General features: G+C 70.7%; 10 protein-coding genes. 5 read left to right on the forward strand and 5 right to left on the reverse strand.

Translation table 11 applies throughout. The features are described 5' to 3' along the window. Positions 1–78: 78 nt before the first annotated feature. Positions 79–966 (forward strand): undecaprenyl-diphosphate phosphatase, encoded by an 888-nt coding sequence (locus tag H181DRAFT_RS23555; protein ID WP_045866398.1) that lies wholly within the window; start codon positions 79–81, stop codon positions 964–966. Between the two features lie 172 nt (positions 967–1,138). After that, positions 1,139–2,179 carry a DMT family transporter gene (locus H181DRAFT_RS23560; RefSeq protein WP_052708691.1) on the forward strand — a complete coding sequence of 347 codons (1,041 nt, stop codon included), beginning with the start codon at positions 1,139–1,141 and terminating at the stop codon, positions 2,177–2,179. A gap of 52 nt (positions 2,180–2,231) precedes the next feature. Here H181DRAFT_RS23560 and H181DRAFT_RS23565 read toward each other — a convergent pair whose 3' ends face one another. Together H181DRAFT_RS23565 and H181DRAFT_RS23570 are read right to left on the reverse strand one after the other, a co-directional pair. Continuing rightward, positions 2,232–2,843: a flavin reductase family protein gene (locus tag H181DRAFT_RS23565; protein WP_045866399.1), complete on the reverse strand. Its 612-nt coding sequence runs from the start codon at positions 2,841–2,843 to the stop codon at positions 2,232–2,234. Between the two features lie 68 nt (positions 2,844–2,911). Continuing rightward, positions 2,912–3,439 (reverse strand): GNAT family N-acetyltransferase, encoded by a 528-nt coding sequence (locus H181DRAFT_RS23570; protein WP_045866400.1) that lies wholly within the window; start codon positions 3,437–3,439, stop codon positions 2,912–2,914. 1,088 nt (positions 3,440–4,527) lie between these two features. On the opposite strand from H181DRAFT_RS23570, the gene H181DRAFT_RS23575 reads away from it, so the two are divergent. From H181DRAFT_RS23575 to H181DRAFT_RS23585, 3 genes are read left to right on the forward strand one after another with little or no spacing between them, the layout of a single operon-like run. Next, positions 4,528–4,815 carry a hypothetical protein gene (locus H181DRAFT_RS23575; protein WP_045866401.1) on the forward strand — a complete coding sequence of 96 codons (288 nt, stop codon included), beginning with the start codon at positions 4,528–4,530 and terminating at the stop codon, positions 4,813–4,815. Further along, positions 4,812–6,893 carry a bifunctional polysaccharide deacetylase/glycosyltransferase family 2 protein gene (locus tag H181DRAFT_RS23580; protein WP_045866402.1) on the forward strand — a complete coding sequence of 694 codons (2,082 nt, stop codon included), beginning with the start codon at positions 4,812–4,814 and terminating at the stop codon, positions 6,891–6,893. Before H181DRAFT_RS23575 ends, H181DRAFT_RS23580 begins: the two co-directional genes overlap by 4 nt. A 60-nt stretch (positions 6,894–6,953) precedes the next feature. Then, positions 6,954–8,576: an LCP family protein gene (locus H181DRAFT_RS23585; protein WP_368073290.1), complete on the forward strand. Its 1,623-nt coding sequence runs from the start codon at positions 6,954–6,956 to the stop codon at positions 8,574–8,576. Positions 8,577–8,782: 206 nt separating this feature from the next. Here the strand turns inward: H181DRAFT_RS23585 and H181DRAFT_RS23590 are convergent, their stop codons facing one another. The 3 genes from H181DRAFT_RS23590 to H181DRAFT_RS23600 form a co-directional block, all read right to left on the reverse strand. Beyond that, positions 8,783–9,484, reverse strand: a complete 702-nt coding sequence (locus H181DRAFT_RS23590) for a hypothetical protein (RefSeq protein ID WP_045866403.1) — start codon at positions 9,482–9,484, stop codon at positions 8,783–8,785. Positions 9,485–9,764: 280 nt separating this feature from the next. Beyond that, positions 9,765–11,510, reverse strand: coding sequence for an IlvD/Edd family dehydratase (locus tag H181DRAFT_RS23595; protein WP_045866404.1), 1,746 nt, complete (start codon positions 11,508–11,510; stop codon positions 9,765–9,767). Positions 11,511–11,609: 99 nt separating this feature from the next. Beyond that, complete coding sequence (locus H181DRAFT_RS23600; protein WP_045866405.1) at positions 11,610–13,994, reverse strand: GH92 family glycosyl hydrolase; 2,385 nt, start codon at positions 13,992–13,994, stop codon at positions 11,610–11,612. Between the last annotated feature and the right edge of the window lie 69 nt (positions 13,995–14,063).

Below are 14,063 nucleotides of genomic sequence, written 5' to 3' on the forward strand. Positions count from 1 at the left end.
GTAGTGTGCTCCGCGTGATCGCGGCGCGCGCTCGCGCGGCTCACCGGCATGTCTGATGACAGGACGGGTCTTAAGCAGATGTCTTGGTTCGAATCGTTCATCCTCGGGCTCGTCCAGGGACTGACCGAATTCCTCCCGATCTCCTCCAGCGCACACCTCCGGCTCACCGCGGCCTTCGCGGGCTGGGAGGACCCGGGGGCCGCGTTCACCGCCGTCACGCAGATCGGGACGGAGGCGGCGGTCATCATCTTCTTCCGCAAGGACATCGCCCGCATCGTCTCCGCCTGGTTCCGGTCGCTGACCGACCGGGAGATGCGGCGCGACCACGACGCGCAGATGGGCTGGCTGGTGATCGTCGGCTCGATCCCGATCGGCGTGCTGGGGCTGACGCTCAAGGACCAGATCGAGGGGCCCTTCCGGGACCTGCGCCTGATCGCCACCACCCTGATCGTGCTGGGCATCGTCCTCGGCATCGCCGACCGGCTCGCCGCCCGCGACGCACGCGGCGGCGAGCACCGGCAGCGGCGGGAGCGCAAGACGCTGGAGCAGCTGACGGTCAGGGACGGGCTCCTCTACGGCTGCGCCCAGGCGCTGGCCCTGGTGCCGGGCGTCTCCCGGTCGGGCGCCACCATCAGCGGCGGCCTCTTCATGGGCTACACGCGTGAGGCCGCGGCGCGCTACTCGTTCCTGCTGGCCATCCCGGCGGTGATGGCCTCCGGCGTGTTCGAGCTGACGGAGATCGGCGAAGGCCATGTCTCCTGGGGACCGACGATCTTCGCGACCCTGCTCGCCTTCTTCGTGGCGTACGCGGTGATCGCCTGGTTCATGAAGTTCATCTCCACGCGCAGCTTCATGCCCTTCGTGATCTACCGCATCCTGCTGGGCCTGCTGCTGTTCGCGCTGGTCGCCATGGGGGTTCTGAGCCCGAACGAAGGCGCGTCGTCCGGAGGCGTCTCCTCGGGCTGACCCGTGGTCCCGGCGTGGCTCGATGAGCCCGGGAGCGCACCGGGTGAGCAGCGCGAGGGTGCAGTCCTGGGGCCGTACGGCAGTACGCACCCGCGGTACGGCGACGCCCCGCCCTCGCGAGAGGCATCGTTGACGGTATGAACCGGATGCGCCTGTTCCGGCCGGTTCGGCCGTGAACGCCCTCATCGGCGCGGTGCTGCTGGCACTGCTCTCGGCCGTCTGCTACGCCACGGCGGCCATCGTCCAGGAACGCATCGCGGCGACGACGCCGCCCAGCCGCTACGGCCTGCTGCGCTCTCCCCGCTGGTGGGGGGCCGTCGCCCTCAACGGACTGGGGGCGGTGCTGCACGTCGGCGCGCTGAGCCTCGGCCCCCTGTCCGTGGTGCAGCCGCTGGGTGTCCTGACCCTCGTCCTCGCCCCTCCCCTGGCGGCCGTCATGGTCCGGCGGCCCGTGAGCGGCCCGGCCTGGCGGGGCATCGCCCTCGTCTCGGGCGGCCTTGCCGTGCTCCTGGTGCTCACCGGCTCCACGCCGAACCACGCGCTCGCGGGAGCGGAGCAGCCGGTGCTCGCGGCAGCGGTGGCCTGCGCCCTCGTACTCCTCGTGGCGACCGCCGCGACGGCGGGCCGTCGTGCACGGCTGACGCGCACCGTCTCGCTGGCCACTGCGGCAGGGGTCGCCTACGGAGCCGCGTCCGTCTTCATCAAGACGGTGGCCGACAACTGGGGTTCGACGCCCCTGCTGGTCCTCGCGCCGCTGATGGGCCTGATCGGCGTCCTCGCCGCGACCGGCCTCGCGACGTCGCAGGCCTCCTACCGCGGCGGCGGGCTCGCCACGCCGCTCGCGACGACCACGGTGGTCAACCCGGCCTTCGCCGCCGCCGTGGGCATCGTGCTGCTCGACGAGGGGTTCCGGTTCGGGGCCCTGGGCGCGGCGGGCGCGGTCCTCGCGGCCTGCGCCACCGTCCGGGGCCTCTTCGTGCTGGCCGTCGACCACAGCGGGCGCGGCGCTCCCGCGCGGGCCCCCGCCGCGTCCACGCCGGTGCGCGGCCCCGGTCCCGTCCCGGTGCGGCCGCCGGGCCGGCTCTCCGGCGTCGTGCACAGGGCAGCCGCGCACGGGCACCTGGGACTCCACCCGCGCCGTGCGCGGATCGGCGCCCGACCGCACGGGCCACGCGTCACGGGCTCCCGGCGCCGAACGGCCCGCCGCGGGTGATCCGCGAACGCCCCTGACCATCGAGGGCCGCTCGGCCGACCAGCGAGGGCCGCTACTCGGACCGTCCCTGCCACTCGCTGTACGGGACACGGGCGATCTCGCGGACCTCGCCGAGCGTGGCCCACTCGTTCCTGCCCATCCGAGTGAGCGGACGCAGCCGCTCCGCCTCGGGGTGGCCGTCGACGAGGACGTCGTCGGAGACGGCGGCGTGCACGACACGGCCGAAGACGACGGTGGAGTCACCCAGCCGGACCGTGCTGTGCAGTACGCATTCCAGCGCCGCAGGCGAGGCGGCCACCCGCGGGGGCTTCACGCGCAGGCTCGGCTCCCGCTCCACGCCGGCGGCGTCGAACTCGCTCGTCCCCCGGGGGAAGTCGGTGGCCGTGTCGTTGATCTGCTCGAAGAGCCGCTCGGGGGCCAGGTTCACCACGAACTCCCCGGTCTCCTCGATGTTGCGCAGGGAGTCCTTGCGGCCGACCGACGAGAACTGCACGACAGGCGGTGTGACGCACGCGACGTTGAAGAACGAGTGCGGCGCGAGGTTGTCCGTGCCGTCGGGCGTGGTGCTGGAGACCCAGGCGATCGGGCGGGGCACGACGAGCGCGGTCAGCAGCCTGTAGAAGGCTTCCCGGGGAAGGCCCCCGGGATCGAAGTCGGTACGCATGGTGACAAGTGTCCCAGCCTGCCGCCCCGCTTCCGGCACCGCGCCCGGCGGGAGGCGAAATGCCGCGCTCAGTCGCGGAGTTCGCCCTCCAGCAGGCCCATCGTGAACATGTCGTGCCAGCGGCCGTCCCGGCGGAAGACCTGCCGCAGGCGCCCCTCTTCGACGAACCCGACCTTCTCGTAGACGTGCCGGGCCGAGTGGTTCTCGGTGGCGACGGTCAGCGAGATCTTGTGCAGCCGCATCCTGTCGAACCCGTAGCGGCAGACCGTGCGCATGGCGTCGGTCGCGTGACCGCGTCCCCAGTACGCCTTCTCACCGATGTAGATGTCGAGTTCGGCGCAGCCCGTCTCGGGTTCGGCGTCCCGCAGCCGCACGAGACCGATCAACTCGCCGTCCTCACGGACCTGGATGCCGAAGAGGACTTCCCCGTACGCGTTCGGCGCCCGTTCCTCCAGGCGCTTCCTGACCTGGGCCAGGGACTGCGGATAATTCTCCTGCATCCAGCGCAACACGTCCGGGTCGTGGTTCCAGCGCCACAACCGGTCCGCCTCGGACGGGTCCAGAGCCCGCAGTTCGATGCCTTCTCCGAGAACCATGACGGGCCTTCCTGTCGTCTAGCAGAACTGGCGGACCCGATGAGAAGTAGCACCTACTCGATTGCATGCTCAACTGAATATGACGCGAGGGGTAATCGGCGTGATACGCAGGGCTGCGAACGAACGCCTCGGCCGGACGCAGGCGGCGCCCGGTACGAGTGGACTCGGCGGTCGCTCCAGCACTCCCGGCCGGGAGTTTCCCCTTCGGCACTGGATCTTCACTTCTTCTTCACGCAGGCCCGTGACGTGCGATCTCTCGCGGACGCGGTGGCGAATGTCGCGATTCAGCGGAAGACGAGGAACCTGCATCAGATCCGCCCCGTCGCGATTGACGGGAAAGTAAGGAAGAAGCTGAAAATCACGCACAACAACTTCTTTGTCTTTCAGAGCAGTTACTTCGCCCTTTCTCCGCACCTGGGCGAACGCCGAAGGCCTGCACGGGAGAGGCGGCCGGCTCCCGTACGCCGAGCGGATCCGGCCAATGTCACCGTCACGGTGCGGGCGACTCTGTGAAGACGCGGTGATCGGAGAAATGCCGGCAAAAGGTTCAGAACGGCGGGGCGGCACCGGAGCCCGTACTCCGGGCCCGTCGTGGTCGCCGATCGCTGCGCGTACGCCCGTCCACCCCGCCACGACCGGGTCATTCCCCTCGCCCGTTCGCCGGGAAACCCCCTTGCCCACTGCGCGGGCGAATCCCTCCCGGCCTATCAGGAGCGCCGCCCCCGAGGCGAATTCCCGCCACGTGACCGCAACGCGCAGCGGTGTCAACGACAAGCCCCGACGCCCATACGGCTGCGTTTCCCGCACAGTCGAGCGGCATGATGCGCAGTGGGGGAACCGGGGGGCCGGACCGCCAACCAAGAGTGGTGACGCATGCGAATACGGCTACTTCCCAGCGAGCCTGAGAAAAAGGCGACACAGTTCACAGGTGGATTACTGAATCTTTCCGGCTCACTCGCGTTCCGGGCTGGCTACACTCACGCCCCATGCGATCCATGAACGACAGCCGTCGGAGGCGTGAAGACCAGAATCACCCGATATTCATTGCCAGTTCAGGTAGGCGTCGGAGACTCGTGCGCTATGCGGCAGTGACCATCGGGTGTGCCTGCACCGGGTATCTCGCCATCTTCGCCGCTGTGTTCGGGGGTCTGCAGGAGTCCACGGGCGAGAACCCGCCGCGCATGGACGAGCCGCTGCCCAGCAGTTCCTCCCAGAAGGACTCGGACGTTCCCGCGGGCGCACAGTTCCCCGCGCGCTCGGAGTCGCCCGGAGCGAACCCCTCGCCCAAGTCCTCCCAGGACCAGGGCCGTGACCCCTCGCCGTCCCCGACCGCACCGGCCACCTCCTCGGCCCGTCCCGGCGGCGCGAACAGGTGAGCCGTCACGCGCTGCGCCGGGACCCGCGGGGGCACTGGCTGCTGCTCCTGCTCTTCCTCCCCGTGGTCATCGCCGCGCTCGTCTTCGAGGGCTGGACGAACCACGAGGTCGACGACGCGCGCAACAAGCGCCCGTGCACGACTCCCATGCCCAAGGCCGCGGACACCGGCGACCCGGTACTGCGCCTGAACGACGGCACCATCCAGACCGCCTCCATGCCCCCGCGCACGGCCGCCCTCACCTTCAACGGCGGCCCCGATCCCGTATGGACGCCCCGGGTACTGGACCTGCTGCGCAAGCACCGCGCGCAGGCCACCTTCTTCATCTACGGGTCCCAGGCGACACGCCACCCTGAACTGGTGCGCCGGATCCGCGCCGAGGGCCATGAGATCGGCTCGTACACCTACACGGGCGGCGACCTCGGGTCGGCGTCTCCGCTGCGCTCCAAGATGGAGCTGTCGCTGACGCAGACGGCGCTCGCCGGCTCGGCCGGCGTCAACACGGGGCTGCTGAGGCTGCCGCACACGACCGCGGCGGACACCCTGTGCGGCGAGTCCTGGGACGCCGCCGTGCGCAGCGCCGAGCAGGGCTATCTGATCGTCGCGGCGGACCGCAAGTCGCGGAAGCCGTCGCAGGGCGTGGTGCGCCAGTACAGCAACTCGGACCTCGGTTATCACGAGGCTGAGCAGTTGCTGCGCAACCGGAACGTGGAGAGGTTCACCACCGTCACAGACGGACTGGGACGGCCCTCCCCCACCACGACCGTCTCCGCCTCGGAGAGGCTGCGGGGCGAGGGCCTGATCTGGGCGAGGATGCTCGGCGCCTTCTTCACCAGCGCGATGGCGTGGGCCCTCGTGGCGGCGGGAGGGCTCAGCCTGCTGAGGCTCATCCTGCTGCTGATGTTCGCGCGGATGCACACGAACCGGCTGCAGCGGTTCCGGCCGGGCTCGCCGTGGCTGAGGGAGGTGAACGAACCGGTGACGGTGCTTGTGCCCGCCCACAACGAGGAGGCGGGCATCGAGTCGACGGTGCGTTCGCTGCTGGCGTCCACGCATCCCTATCTGCAGGTGATCGTGATCGACGACGGCTCGACCGACGCCACCGCAGACATCGCCGAACGCATCCAGGACCCGCGGGTCCTCGTCATCCGGCAGGGCAACACCGGCAAGCCGGGCGCCCTCAACACCGGCCTGGCGCACGCGAGGTCGAACATCGTCGTGATGGTCGACGCGGACACCGTCTTCGAGCCGGAGGCCCTGCACCAGCTCGTCCAGCCGCTCGCGCACCCCGCGATCGGCGCGGTCAGCGGCAACACCAAGGTCGGCAACAGGCAGAAGCTGCTGGGCAAGTGGCAGCACCTGGAGTACGTCTTCGGCTTCAACCTCGACCGGCGCATGTTCGAGGTGCTGGAGTGCATGCCGACGGTCCCGGGAGCGATCGGCGCCTTCCGCCGCGACGCGCTGCTGGGCATCGGCGGCGTGAGCGAGGACACGCTGGCCGAGGACACCGACCTGACGATGGCCCTGTGGCGTGCCGGATGGCGCGTCGTCTACGAGGAGACGGCCATCGCCTGGACCGAAGTGCCCGAGACCCTCAGCCAGTTGTGGCGGCAGCGCTACCGCTGGTGCTACGGCACGCTGCAGTCCATGTGGAAGCACCGGCGGGCGGCGCTGGAGGTGGGACCGGCAGGACGCTTCGGGCGCCGTGGTCTGAGCTACCTCACGCTCTTCCAGATCGCCCTGCCTTTCGCCGCGCCCGTCGTCGACGTGTTCTTCCTGTACGGCCTCTTCTTCCGCCACCCTTTGGAGGCGCTGGGCGTCTGGCTCGGCTTCCTGGCCATGCAGATGGTGACCGCCGCGTACGCGCTGAGGCTGGACAGGGAGCCCCTGCGCGAGCTGTGGTCGCTGCCTCTGCAGCTGTTCGTCTACCGGCAGCTGCTCTATTTCGTGATCATCCAGTCGGTGGTGACGGCGTTGCTGGGTAACCGGCTGAAGTGGCAGCGCATGCGCCGATCGGGCACCGCCGACCAGCATCTGCTCAGCGAACCCGTCAGGCAGCGCACTCTGTCGTCGAAGTGACCGGCGGCGCGAGACGAAGCGAAGTGACCGGAATCAAGTGAGCGAGGGGAGAGTCGGGCCATGAAGGACCCACACGACCAGTGGGCCGAGGGTGGCCGCGGCGGTTCGCGCGCCGGGGCCCGGCGGGGCCGTGCCGCCCGTTCCGCGGGCCGTCGCAAGCGCGACGACTTCGACACGGGCGAGTACGCCGTGGGAGACCCCGTCAACGTGGTGAGCCCGGCCCGGCCCGGAGGGCCCGTGACCTTTCCGCCGAGGCCGGAGGAGCGGAAGCGGTCCGGCGGCGAGGTCATCCAGGGTGAGGCCGTGTCCCGGCGCACGACGCCCCTGCCCGCCCAGGAGCCCCCCGCTGCCGGGGCGGAGCAGGGAACGCGCCGGCGTGGCGGCATGCCGCCCGGTGCGGCCCAGCCCGCGGGCCCTCCCGGACCGATCCAGTCCGGAGGACAGCCCGGAGTACAGCCCGGGGCGGCGCAGCCGGGAATGCACCCCGGTGCGATGCCGCCCGGAGCACACCCCGGTGCCGTCCGGACAGGAAGCCACTCCGCAGCCGCCGTCCAGCCCGTGGGCCATCCCGGTGCCGTCCAGCCGGGCGGCCCGGGCGGGCCCGGCACTCCGGCCTTCCCGCCGGGAGGGAACGGTCCGGGCGGCCCGGGCGGCTTCTCCTCGCGCTTCGGGCCCGAGGCCCCCCGCGCCGGCCGGCGTCCCAAACGCCGCCGCCCGCTGCGCCGTGCGGCCGTCATCCTGCTCGCCACGATCATCGCGGGTTCCGTGGGGACGTACGCGTGGGCGGAGACGAAGCTGCAGCGCAACGTCGATCTCAACAAGTTCGACTCCCGGCCCCCGTCCGGCAAAGGCACCAACTACCTCATCGTGGGCTCCGACAGCCGTGAAGGTCTCTCCGAGGAGGACAGGAAGAGGCTCAACACCGGTGTCTTCGGGGGCCGTCGAACCGACTCGATGATCCTGGTGCACAAGGGCGCGAACGGGACGACGATGGTCAGCTTCCCGCGTGACTCGTGGGTCACCCTCCCCGGGTACACCCACCCCTCCACGGGCAAGACCTCGGGGCCCGTGAAGAACAAGCTCAACGCGGCCTTCTCGCAAGGCGGTCCGGAGCTGCTGATCAGCACCATCGAGCAGAACACGGGCCTTCGGATCGACCACTACGCGGAGATCGGGTTCGCCGGGTTCGTGAACATCGTCGACGCCGTGGGCGGCGTCCCGATGTGCGTCGACCGGAACATCAAGGACAAGGACTCGGGCGCCAACCTGAAGAAGGGCTGCCAGAACCTCGACGGTGCGGAGGCCCTGGCCTTCGTCCGCCAGCGCAAGCAGGAGGCCAAGGGCGACCTCGGCCGGACGCAGAACCAGCAGAAGTTCCTCTCGGCACTCGCCAAGAAGGCGGCGGACCCGGATACGGCCCTCGACCCCGGCGCCGTGTATCCCGCCGTGAGCGCCGGGCTCGACACCCTGGTCGTCGACCAGGGCATGAGCCTGAAGGAGCTGAGCACCATGCTGCGGACGGTGCAGGGCATCTCGGAAGGCGGCGGCAAGCGGATCAACGTGCCGACGAAGGGCCCGATCCGCACCCGCAAGGGCGACGCGGTGGCCTGGAACTCGGCTCAGGCGGAGAAGCTCTTCGGCCAGCTGAAGCGGGATCAAAGGGTGACGGTCCGCTCGCAGTAGAGCGGGGCGGCCTTCCGACTCCCGGCCGGCAGCGCCCTCCTGTCTTCTCCTGCGGGCGGCTCGCAGGTCACGGCTGCTGGTCGGCCGTGCCGAACAGGTGCGTCGTCCGACGCCCGGGTCCGGCACGGCTCACGTCTGCCGTCCGCTGCGTCGGCCCCCGGCCCGGGCCGTCGGAGCGGATCGCGCCCGCCGTGGTCGGGACGGCGTCAGCAGGCCTGCTGCGGGCCGGTGTTCTGCGTGCCGACGCGGCCGACGACGGTCTCGTCGCCGAGCGTGGTGCCGGCCCCGTGGTTGACGTAGCAGGAGTAGCGCGTCTTGTTGATGACTTCGAGGTGGATGTGGGCGCCGGAGTCGCCGTTGACCTGGTAGCACGAGGAGTAGCGGAACCGTCCGGTCTCGCCGAGCTTGGTCCACGGTCCGACGGCGGCTCCCACGGCGATCGCGTCCGGCTTCTTGTCGACGTGCATGACGTCCGCGCGTCCGACGACCGTGCCCGTGGCTTCGTCACGTGCCTCCAGGCCGACGCGGTAACCGCCGTCGGCGAGGTCCCCCGTGGCGCATCCCGGCTGGACGGTCACGACCTGGACGGACACCGGGTTCCCTGCGGACGTCTTGCTGCCGAACGGCGAGACGACCGTGGCCCCCGGGTTCTGGTAGATGTCGACCGCCCAGTCGTTGAGATAGCCGTAGTTGTAGAAGACGCGGTGGTGGGAGGAGGGCGGCGTCTGGCCGAACCGGTCCCAGATCGAGCTGCCCTGGATCGGCGGGTAGACGCCGATGGTGTCGGCGGCCTTCGATTCCGCCTTGTCCTCCGCCGGCTGCGCCGAGACGAGCGGCGCGGTCAGCAGGACCGAGGAGGCGGCGAGGGCCGTGGCGACGGCTATGCGTACGGAGGTTACGGGTCTCAAGGTCTCTTCCTCGGGGTGGGGGGTTCAAGGATGCGACCGGCCGTCGGCCGGTCGACGCAGAGTCAACCACTGGTGAGACCCGGCGGCCAGGCGGCGGCGACCCGAGTGGACGTCCCCGTGCGGGAGTTGGGACACGGGCGCCAGGACCGGAGCGTGAGGCGACGCGGTTCCGAGCAGCGGTGCCGCGGCACGGCCGCCCGGGCGCTCGAACAAGCGGGGCCGCCCCCGCAGCGCGAGGGCGGCCCCGTCGGGCGGACCACACCGGGAGACCCGGGGTGGTTCAGTGCGAGTGGCGCGGCACCTTGTCGCCGCTGCCGCCCGTCAGGAAGTCCAGGTCCGCACCCCGGTCGGCCTGCATGACGTGCTCCGTGTAGAGCCTCTCCCAGCCGCGCCGGCGGCCGGACATGTCGGCGGGTTCGCCCTCGGCCGCCAACTCCTCGCGCCGGGCAGCGAGTTCGTCGTCGCCGACGCACAGGTCCAACCGCCGCCCGGGCACGTCGAGTTCGATGACGTCTCCCGTCCGCACGAGCGCGAGCGGCCCGCCGACAGCCGACTCGGGGGCGACGTGCAGCACGCACGTGCCGTACCCCGTGCCGCTCATCCGGGCGTCGCTGATCCGCACGACGTCCTCGACTCCCGCTTCCAGCAGGGCCTTCGGCACGGGTACGTTGCCCACCTCCGGGAAGCCCGGGTAGCCCTTGGGTCCGGCGTTGCGCACGACGATGACGGTGGAGGAGTCGACGGGCAGTCCCGGGTCGTCGGCGACCGCCGTGTAGTCCTCGACGCGGTCGAAGACGAGGGCCTTCCCCCGGTGCCGCAGCAGGCGCTCGTCCGCAGCGGAGACTTTGATGACGGCCCCGTCGGGGCAGAGGGTGCCGTGCAGCACGGCGGTTCCGGCACCAGGCGCCATGAAGGGCTCGGACATCGTCCCGATGACCTCGCGGTTGTAGCATTCCGCGTCGGCGATCTCCTCACCGATGGGCCGGCCGGTGACGGTGATCGACTCGCGGTGGACGAGGTCGCCCAGTTCGCGCATGACGGCGGGCAGCCCGCCCGCGTAGTAGAAGTCCTCCATGAGGAAGCGTCCGGAGGGCATCATGTCGGCCAGCACCGGCACCTCTGCGGTGAGCCGGTCGAAGTCGGCGAGCTCCAGGGGCACTTCCACCCGTCCGGCCAGCGCCAGCAGGTGCACCACCGCGTTGGTGGAGCCCCCGAGCGCGGCGTTGACGCGGATCGCGTTCTCGAACGCCTCCCGGGTGAGGATCTGCGACGGCCGCAGGTCCTGCTCGACGAGTCGCACGGCCTGCCTTCCGGACGCCTGTGCCAGCGCGTACCGCCGGGAGTCGGCGGCGGGAATGGCCGCGCCGCCCGACATCTGCATGCCCAGCCCCTCCGCGATGCAGGCCATGGTCGAGGCGGTCCCCATCGTCATGCAGTGGCCCCGGCTCCGCGACATGCACCCTTCGGCCTCGCGCAGATCCGCTTCGGTCAGCTTCCCCGCGCGCATCTCCTCGCTCAGCTTCCACACGGCGGTGCCGGAACCGATGTCGCGTCCGCGGAACTTGCCGTTGAGCATGGGCCCGCCGGTGACCATCAGTGCGGGTATGTCGACGCTGGCGGCGCCCATGAGCATGGCGGGCGTGGTCTTGTCGCAGCCGGAGAGCAGGACGACGCCGTCGAGGGGGTTGGCCCGCAGGGTCTCCTCGACCTCCATGGCCATGAGGTTGCGGAAGAGCATCGTGGTGGGACGCATCAGCGTCTCGCCCAGCGACATGACGGGGAACTCCAGCGGCAGGCCGCCGGCTTCCCACACCCCCCGCTTGACGGCTTCGGCGACGTCCCTCAAGTGCGCGTTGCACGGCGTGAGTTCGGACCAGCTGTTGCCGATGCCGATGACCGGGCGGCCGTCGAAGACCTCGGGGCCGAACCCCTGGTTGCGCATCCAGGACCGGTGGATGAAGCCGTTGCGCCCCTCCGCCGCGAACCATTCCGCGCTGCGCCGGCCGTTGGTCCCGTCGTTGCTCATTTCACTCCCTGTGCCGTCTCACTGTTTCCCGGCCCGACCTGTCCCCTCCTGACCTGACGCGACCTGGTAATCGATCTTGCTGGGCGCGCCGCCGCCGGGTCAACGGTCCTGCGGCGGCGGTCTGCGCAGCGAGGGAGGCGCGTCGCCGTCACCGGTCCCCCAGTCCGAGGGCGTGCGCGCGAGGTCGAAGTGCAGGTCGCGTCCGCGCCGTATGTCGTCCGTGGTGATCCACGTGCGGGAGGTGTCCGAGCCGCCGAGCGAGGCGGAGCGGACGTAGCGGCTGCCGTCCTCCGTGCCGTCCGCGGTGACGGTGAAGCCGCCCCGCGGATACCACTCGCGGTCCAGTGCGAGTTCTACGCGGTCGAAGGCGGGCGTGTTCAGCCCCCAGGTGTCCGTGCCGGGTGAGACCGGGAAGACGCCGATGGAGGAGAGCACCATCCACGACGACATGGTGCCCAGGTCGTCGTTGCCCGTGACCCCGGCCGGGGAGTCGTCGAAGAGACGCAGCGCGGCGTCGACGACGTCGGTGGTCTTCCACGGGGAGCCGGTGGAGAGGTAGGTGTACGGGGCGATGAGGTCGTGCTCGTTGTGCGGGTTGTACTTGTCGGTGCCGTAGTAGTCGTACGGGCCGTTGACCCACGTGCCGCGCGCCGTCCCTTCCGGGTCCCTGACCAGGTCGTCGTGGGCGAAGAAGGAGTCCAGGCGGTCCTCCGCGGCCTTCTCTCCGCCCATGAGCGACATCAGGCCGGGGATGTCGTGCGGCACCGACCACTGGTACTGCCAGGACGTGCCCTCCTGGAAGCCCTTGCTGCGGGCCGGATCGGAGGGTCCCGTGAACTCTCCGCGGCTGTCGCGGGCGCGCGGGAAGCCCGTCCCGGGGTCGAAGGTCTCGCGGTAGTTGCGGGATCGTTCGGCGTACCGGCGGGCGTCCTCGTCGTGGCCGAGGTCGCGCGCCATCCCGGCGAGGGAGGCGTCCGCGGCGGCGTACTCGAGGCTGGCCGACGCGCTGTGCCGCCAGTCGGGGCTGCCGGGCTTGAGCTTCGGCCTGTCCGGCTGGTGCGGTATGTAACCGTCCCTGATGTACTCCTTGTTCGCCATACGTCCGAGATAGGGCGATTCGCGCGGAGGTACGCCGTCCGCGTTCCTCTTCAGCGCGCGGTACGCCCGCTCGCCCTCGCCCTTCCCGAGCAGCCCCTGCTGGTAGGCGTTCGCGAGGAAGGGGGTGACGGGGTCCCCGGTCATGATGTTCGTCTCGGTCGTCCCGTAGCCCCACCGCGGCAGCCAGCCGCCCTGCTCCTCGACGTCGAGCACGGAGAGCGCCATGTCGCGCGACTCGCGCGGCGCGACGAGGGTCAGCAGCTGCGCCTGCGTGCGGAACGTGTCCCACAGCGACCAGTTCTGGTAGTAGGTGTGCCCCTTCGCGCGGTGGATCCTCTGGTCCCATCCGCGGTACCGGCGGTCGGCGTCCTCGCCGATGTTGGGGTGGAGCAGCGACCGGTAGAGGGACGAGTAGAAGACGCGGCGCCGCTCGGGGCTCCCTCCCGTGACCTTCACCCTGCCGAGGCGCTCCCGCCAGGCGGACCGGGCCTTCTCGCGCGTCTCGTCGAAGGTGCGGCCGCCCTCCGCGTCGAGGTTGCGGGCTGCGCCCTCGGCGTCGACGTACGACAGAGCGGTCACCGCTTCGACGTCCCGGTCCCCGTCCCTGGTGTCGAACCGGGCGTAGGCCCCGCGCCGTCCGCCACCCTCCGACGACCTGCTTCCCTCGGTGACGCGCTCCCCGTCCCACGTCCCGTAGGAGTCGAAGGGGCGGTCGAAGCGGGTCACCTGCCAGACGGTGTACGGCTCCGTCCCCTGGCAGAAGCCGCTCCCCGTGACCTTGGTGGCCACCGTCCGCTCGTCCAGCACGCGTACGGAGCTGCCGGTGACCTTGTGCAGGGCCTGCCCGGAGTTGAGCAGCACGTTGGCCTTGCCGGTCTCCGGGAAGGTGTAGCGCTGGTGGCCGGTGTGCCGGGCCGCGGTCAGCTCCGCCTTCGTGCCGCCGTAGTCGTCCAGCGCCACCTCGTACGAGCCGGGTGAGGCGCTCTCCTTCTCGTGCCGGAAGGCGGAGGCGTACTCCGCGTTGTCGGTGGTGGTGACGTCTCCGGTCGTGGGCATCACCGGCAGGTCGCCGCCCAGCTTGCAGCCCACGCCCGAGAGGTGGACCGAGGAGAAGCCGCGGATGCGGTCGTCGTCCCAGTCGTAGCCGGTGTTGGCGCCGGTGTCCGGCGAGAGCTGCACCTTGCCGAAGGGGAAGGCCGCTCCGGGGAAGGTGTTCCCCTCGTTGCGGGTGCCGATGAAGGGGTTGACGAGGCTCACAGGATCCCCGGCGGGCTTTCCGTCCGAAATCTCCCCTACGCTGACCGGAGGGGCGTGCGGTGAGGCGCCCACCAGTCCCGCGCACAGGGCGGCACCGGCCAGACCCAGCAGGGTCCGGACGCGTTTCACTCGTACCACTGAGCCTCCGAGGCCGGGACATCGTTGTCGGGCGGCCCAGGTTTCGCCACGTGACCTGCG

Origin of the sequence: Streptomyces sp. WMMB 714 (genome assembly GCF_900090125.1) — a bacterium.
Classification (GTDB): domain Bacteria; phylum Actinomycetota; class Actinomycetes; order Streptomycetales; family Streptomycetaceae; genus Streptomyces; species Streptomyces daqingensis.

Excerpts from the sequence above, each read along its gene's own strand:
- H181DRAFT_RS23555 (WP_045866398.1), top strand. The coding sequence starts at position 79 with ATGTCTTGGTTCGAATCGTTCATCCTCGGGCTCGTCCAGGGACTGACC.
- H181DRAFT_RS23565 (WP_045866399.1), bottom strand. The coding sequence starts at position 2,843 with ATGCGTACCGACTTCGATCCCGGGGGCCTTCCCCGGGAAGCCTTCTAC.
- H181DRAFT_RS23570 (WP_045866400.1), bottom strand. The coding sequence starts at position 3,439 with ATGGTTCTCGGAGAAGGCATCGAACTGCGGGCTCTGGACCCGTCCGAG.
- H181DRAFT_RS23585 (WP_368073290.1), top strand. The coding sequence starts at position 6,954 with ATGAAGGACCCACACGACCAGTGGGCCGAGGGTGGCCGCGGCGGTTCG.
- H181DRAFT_RS23595 (WP_045866404.1), bottom strand. The coding sequence starts at position 11,510 with ATGAGCAACGACGGGACCAACGGCCGGCGCAGCGCGGAATGGTTCGCG.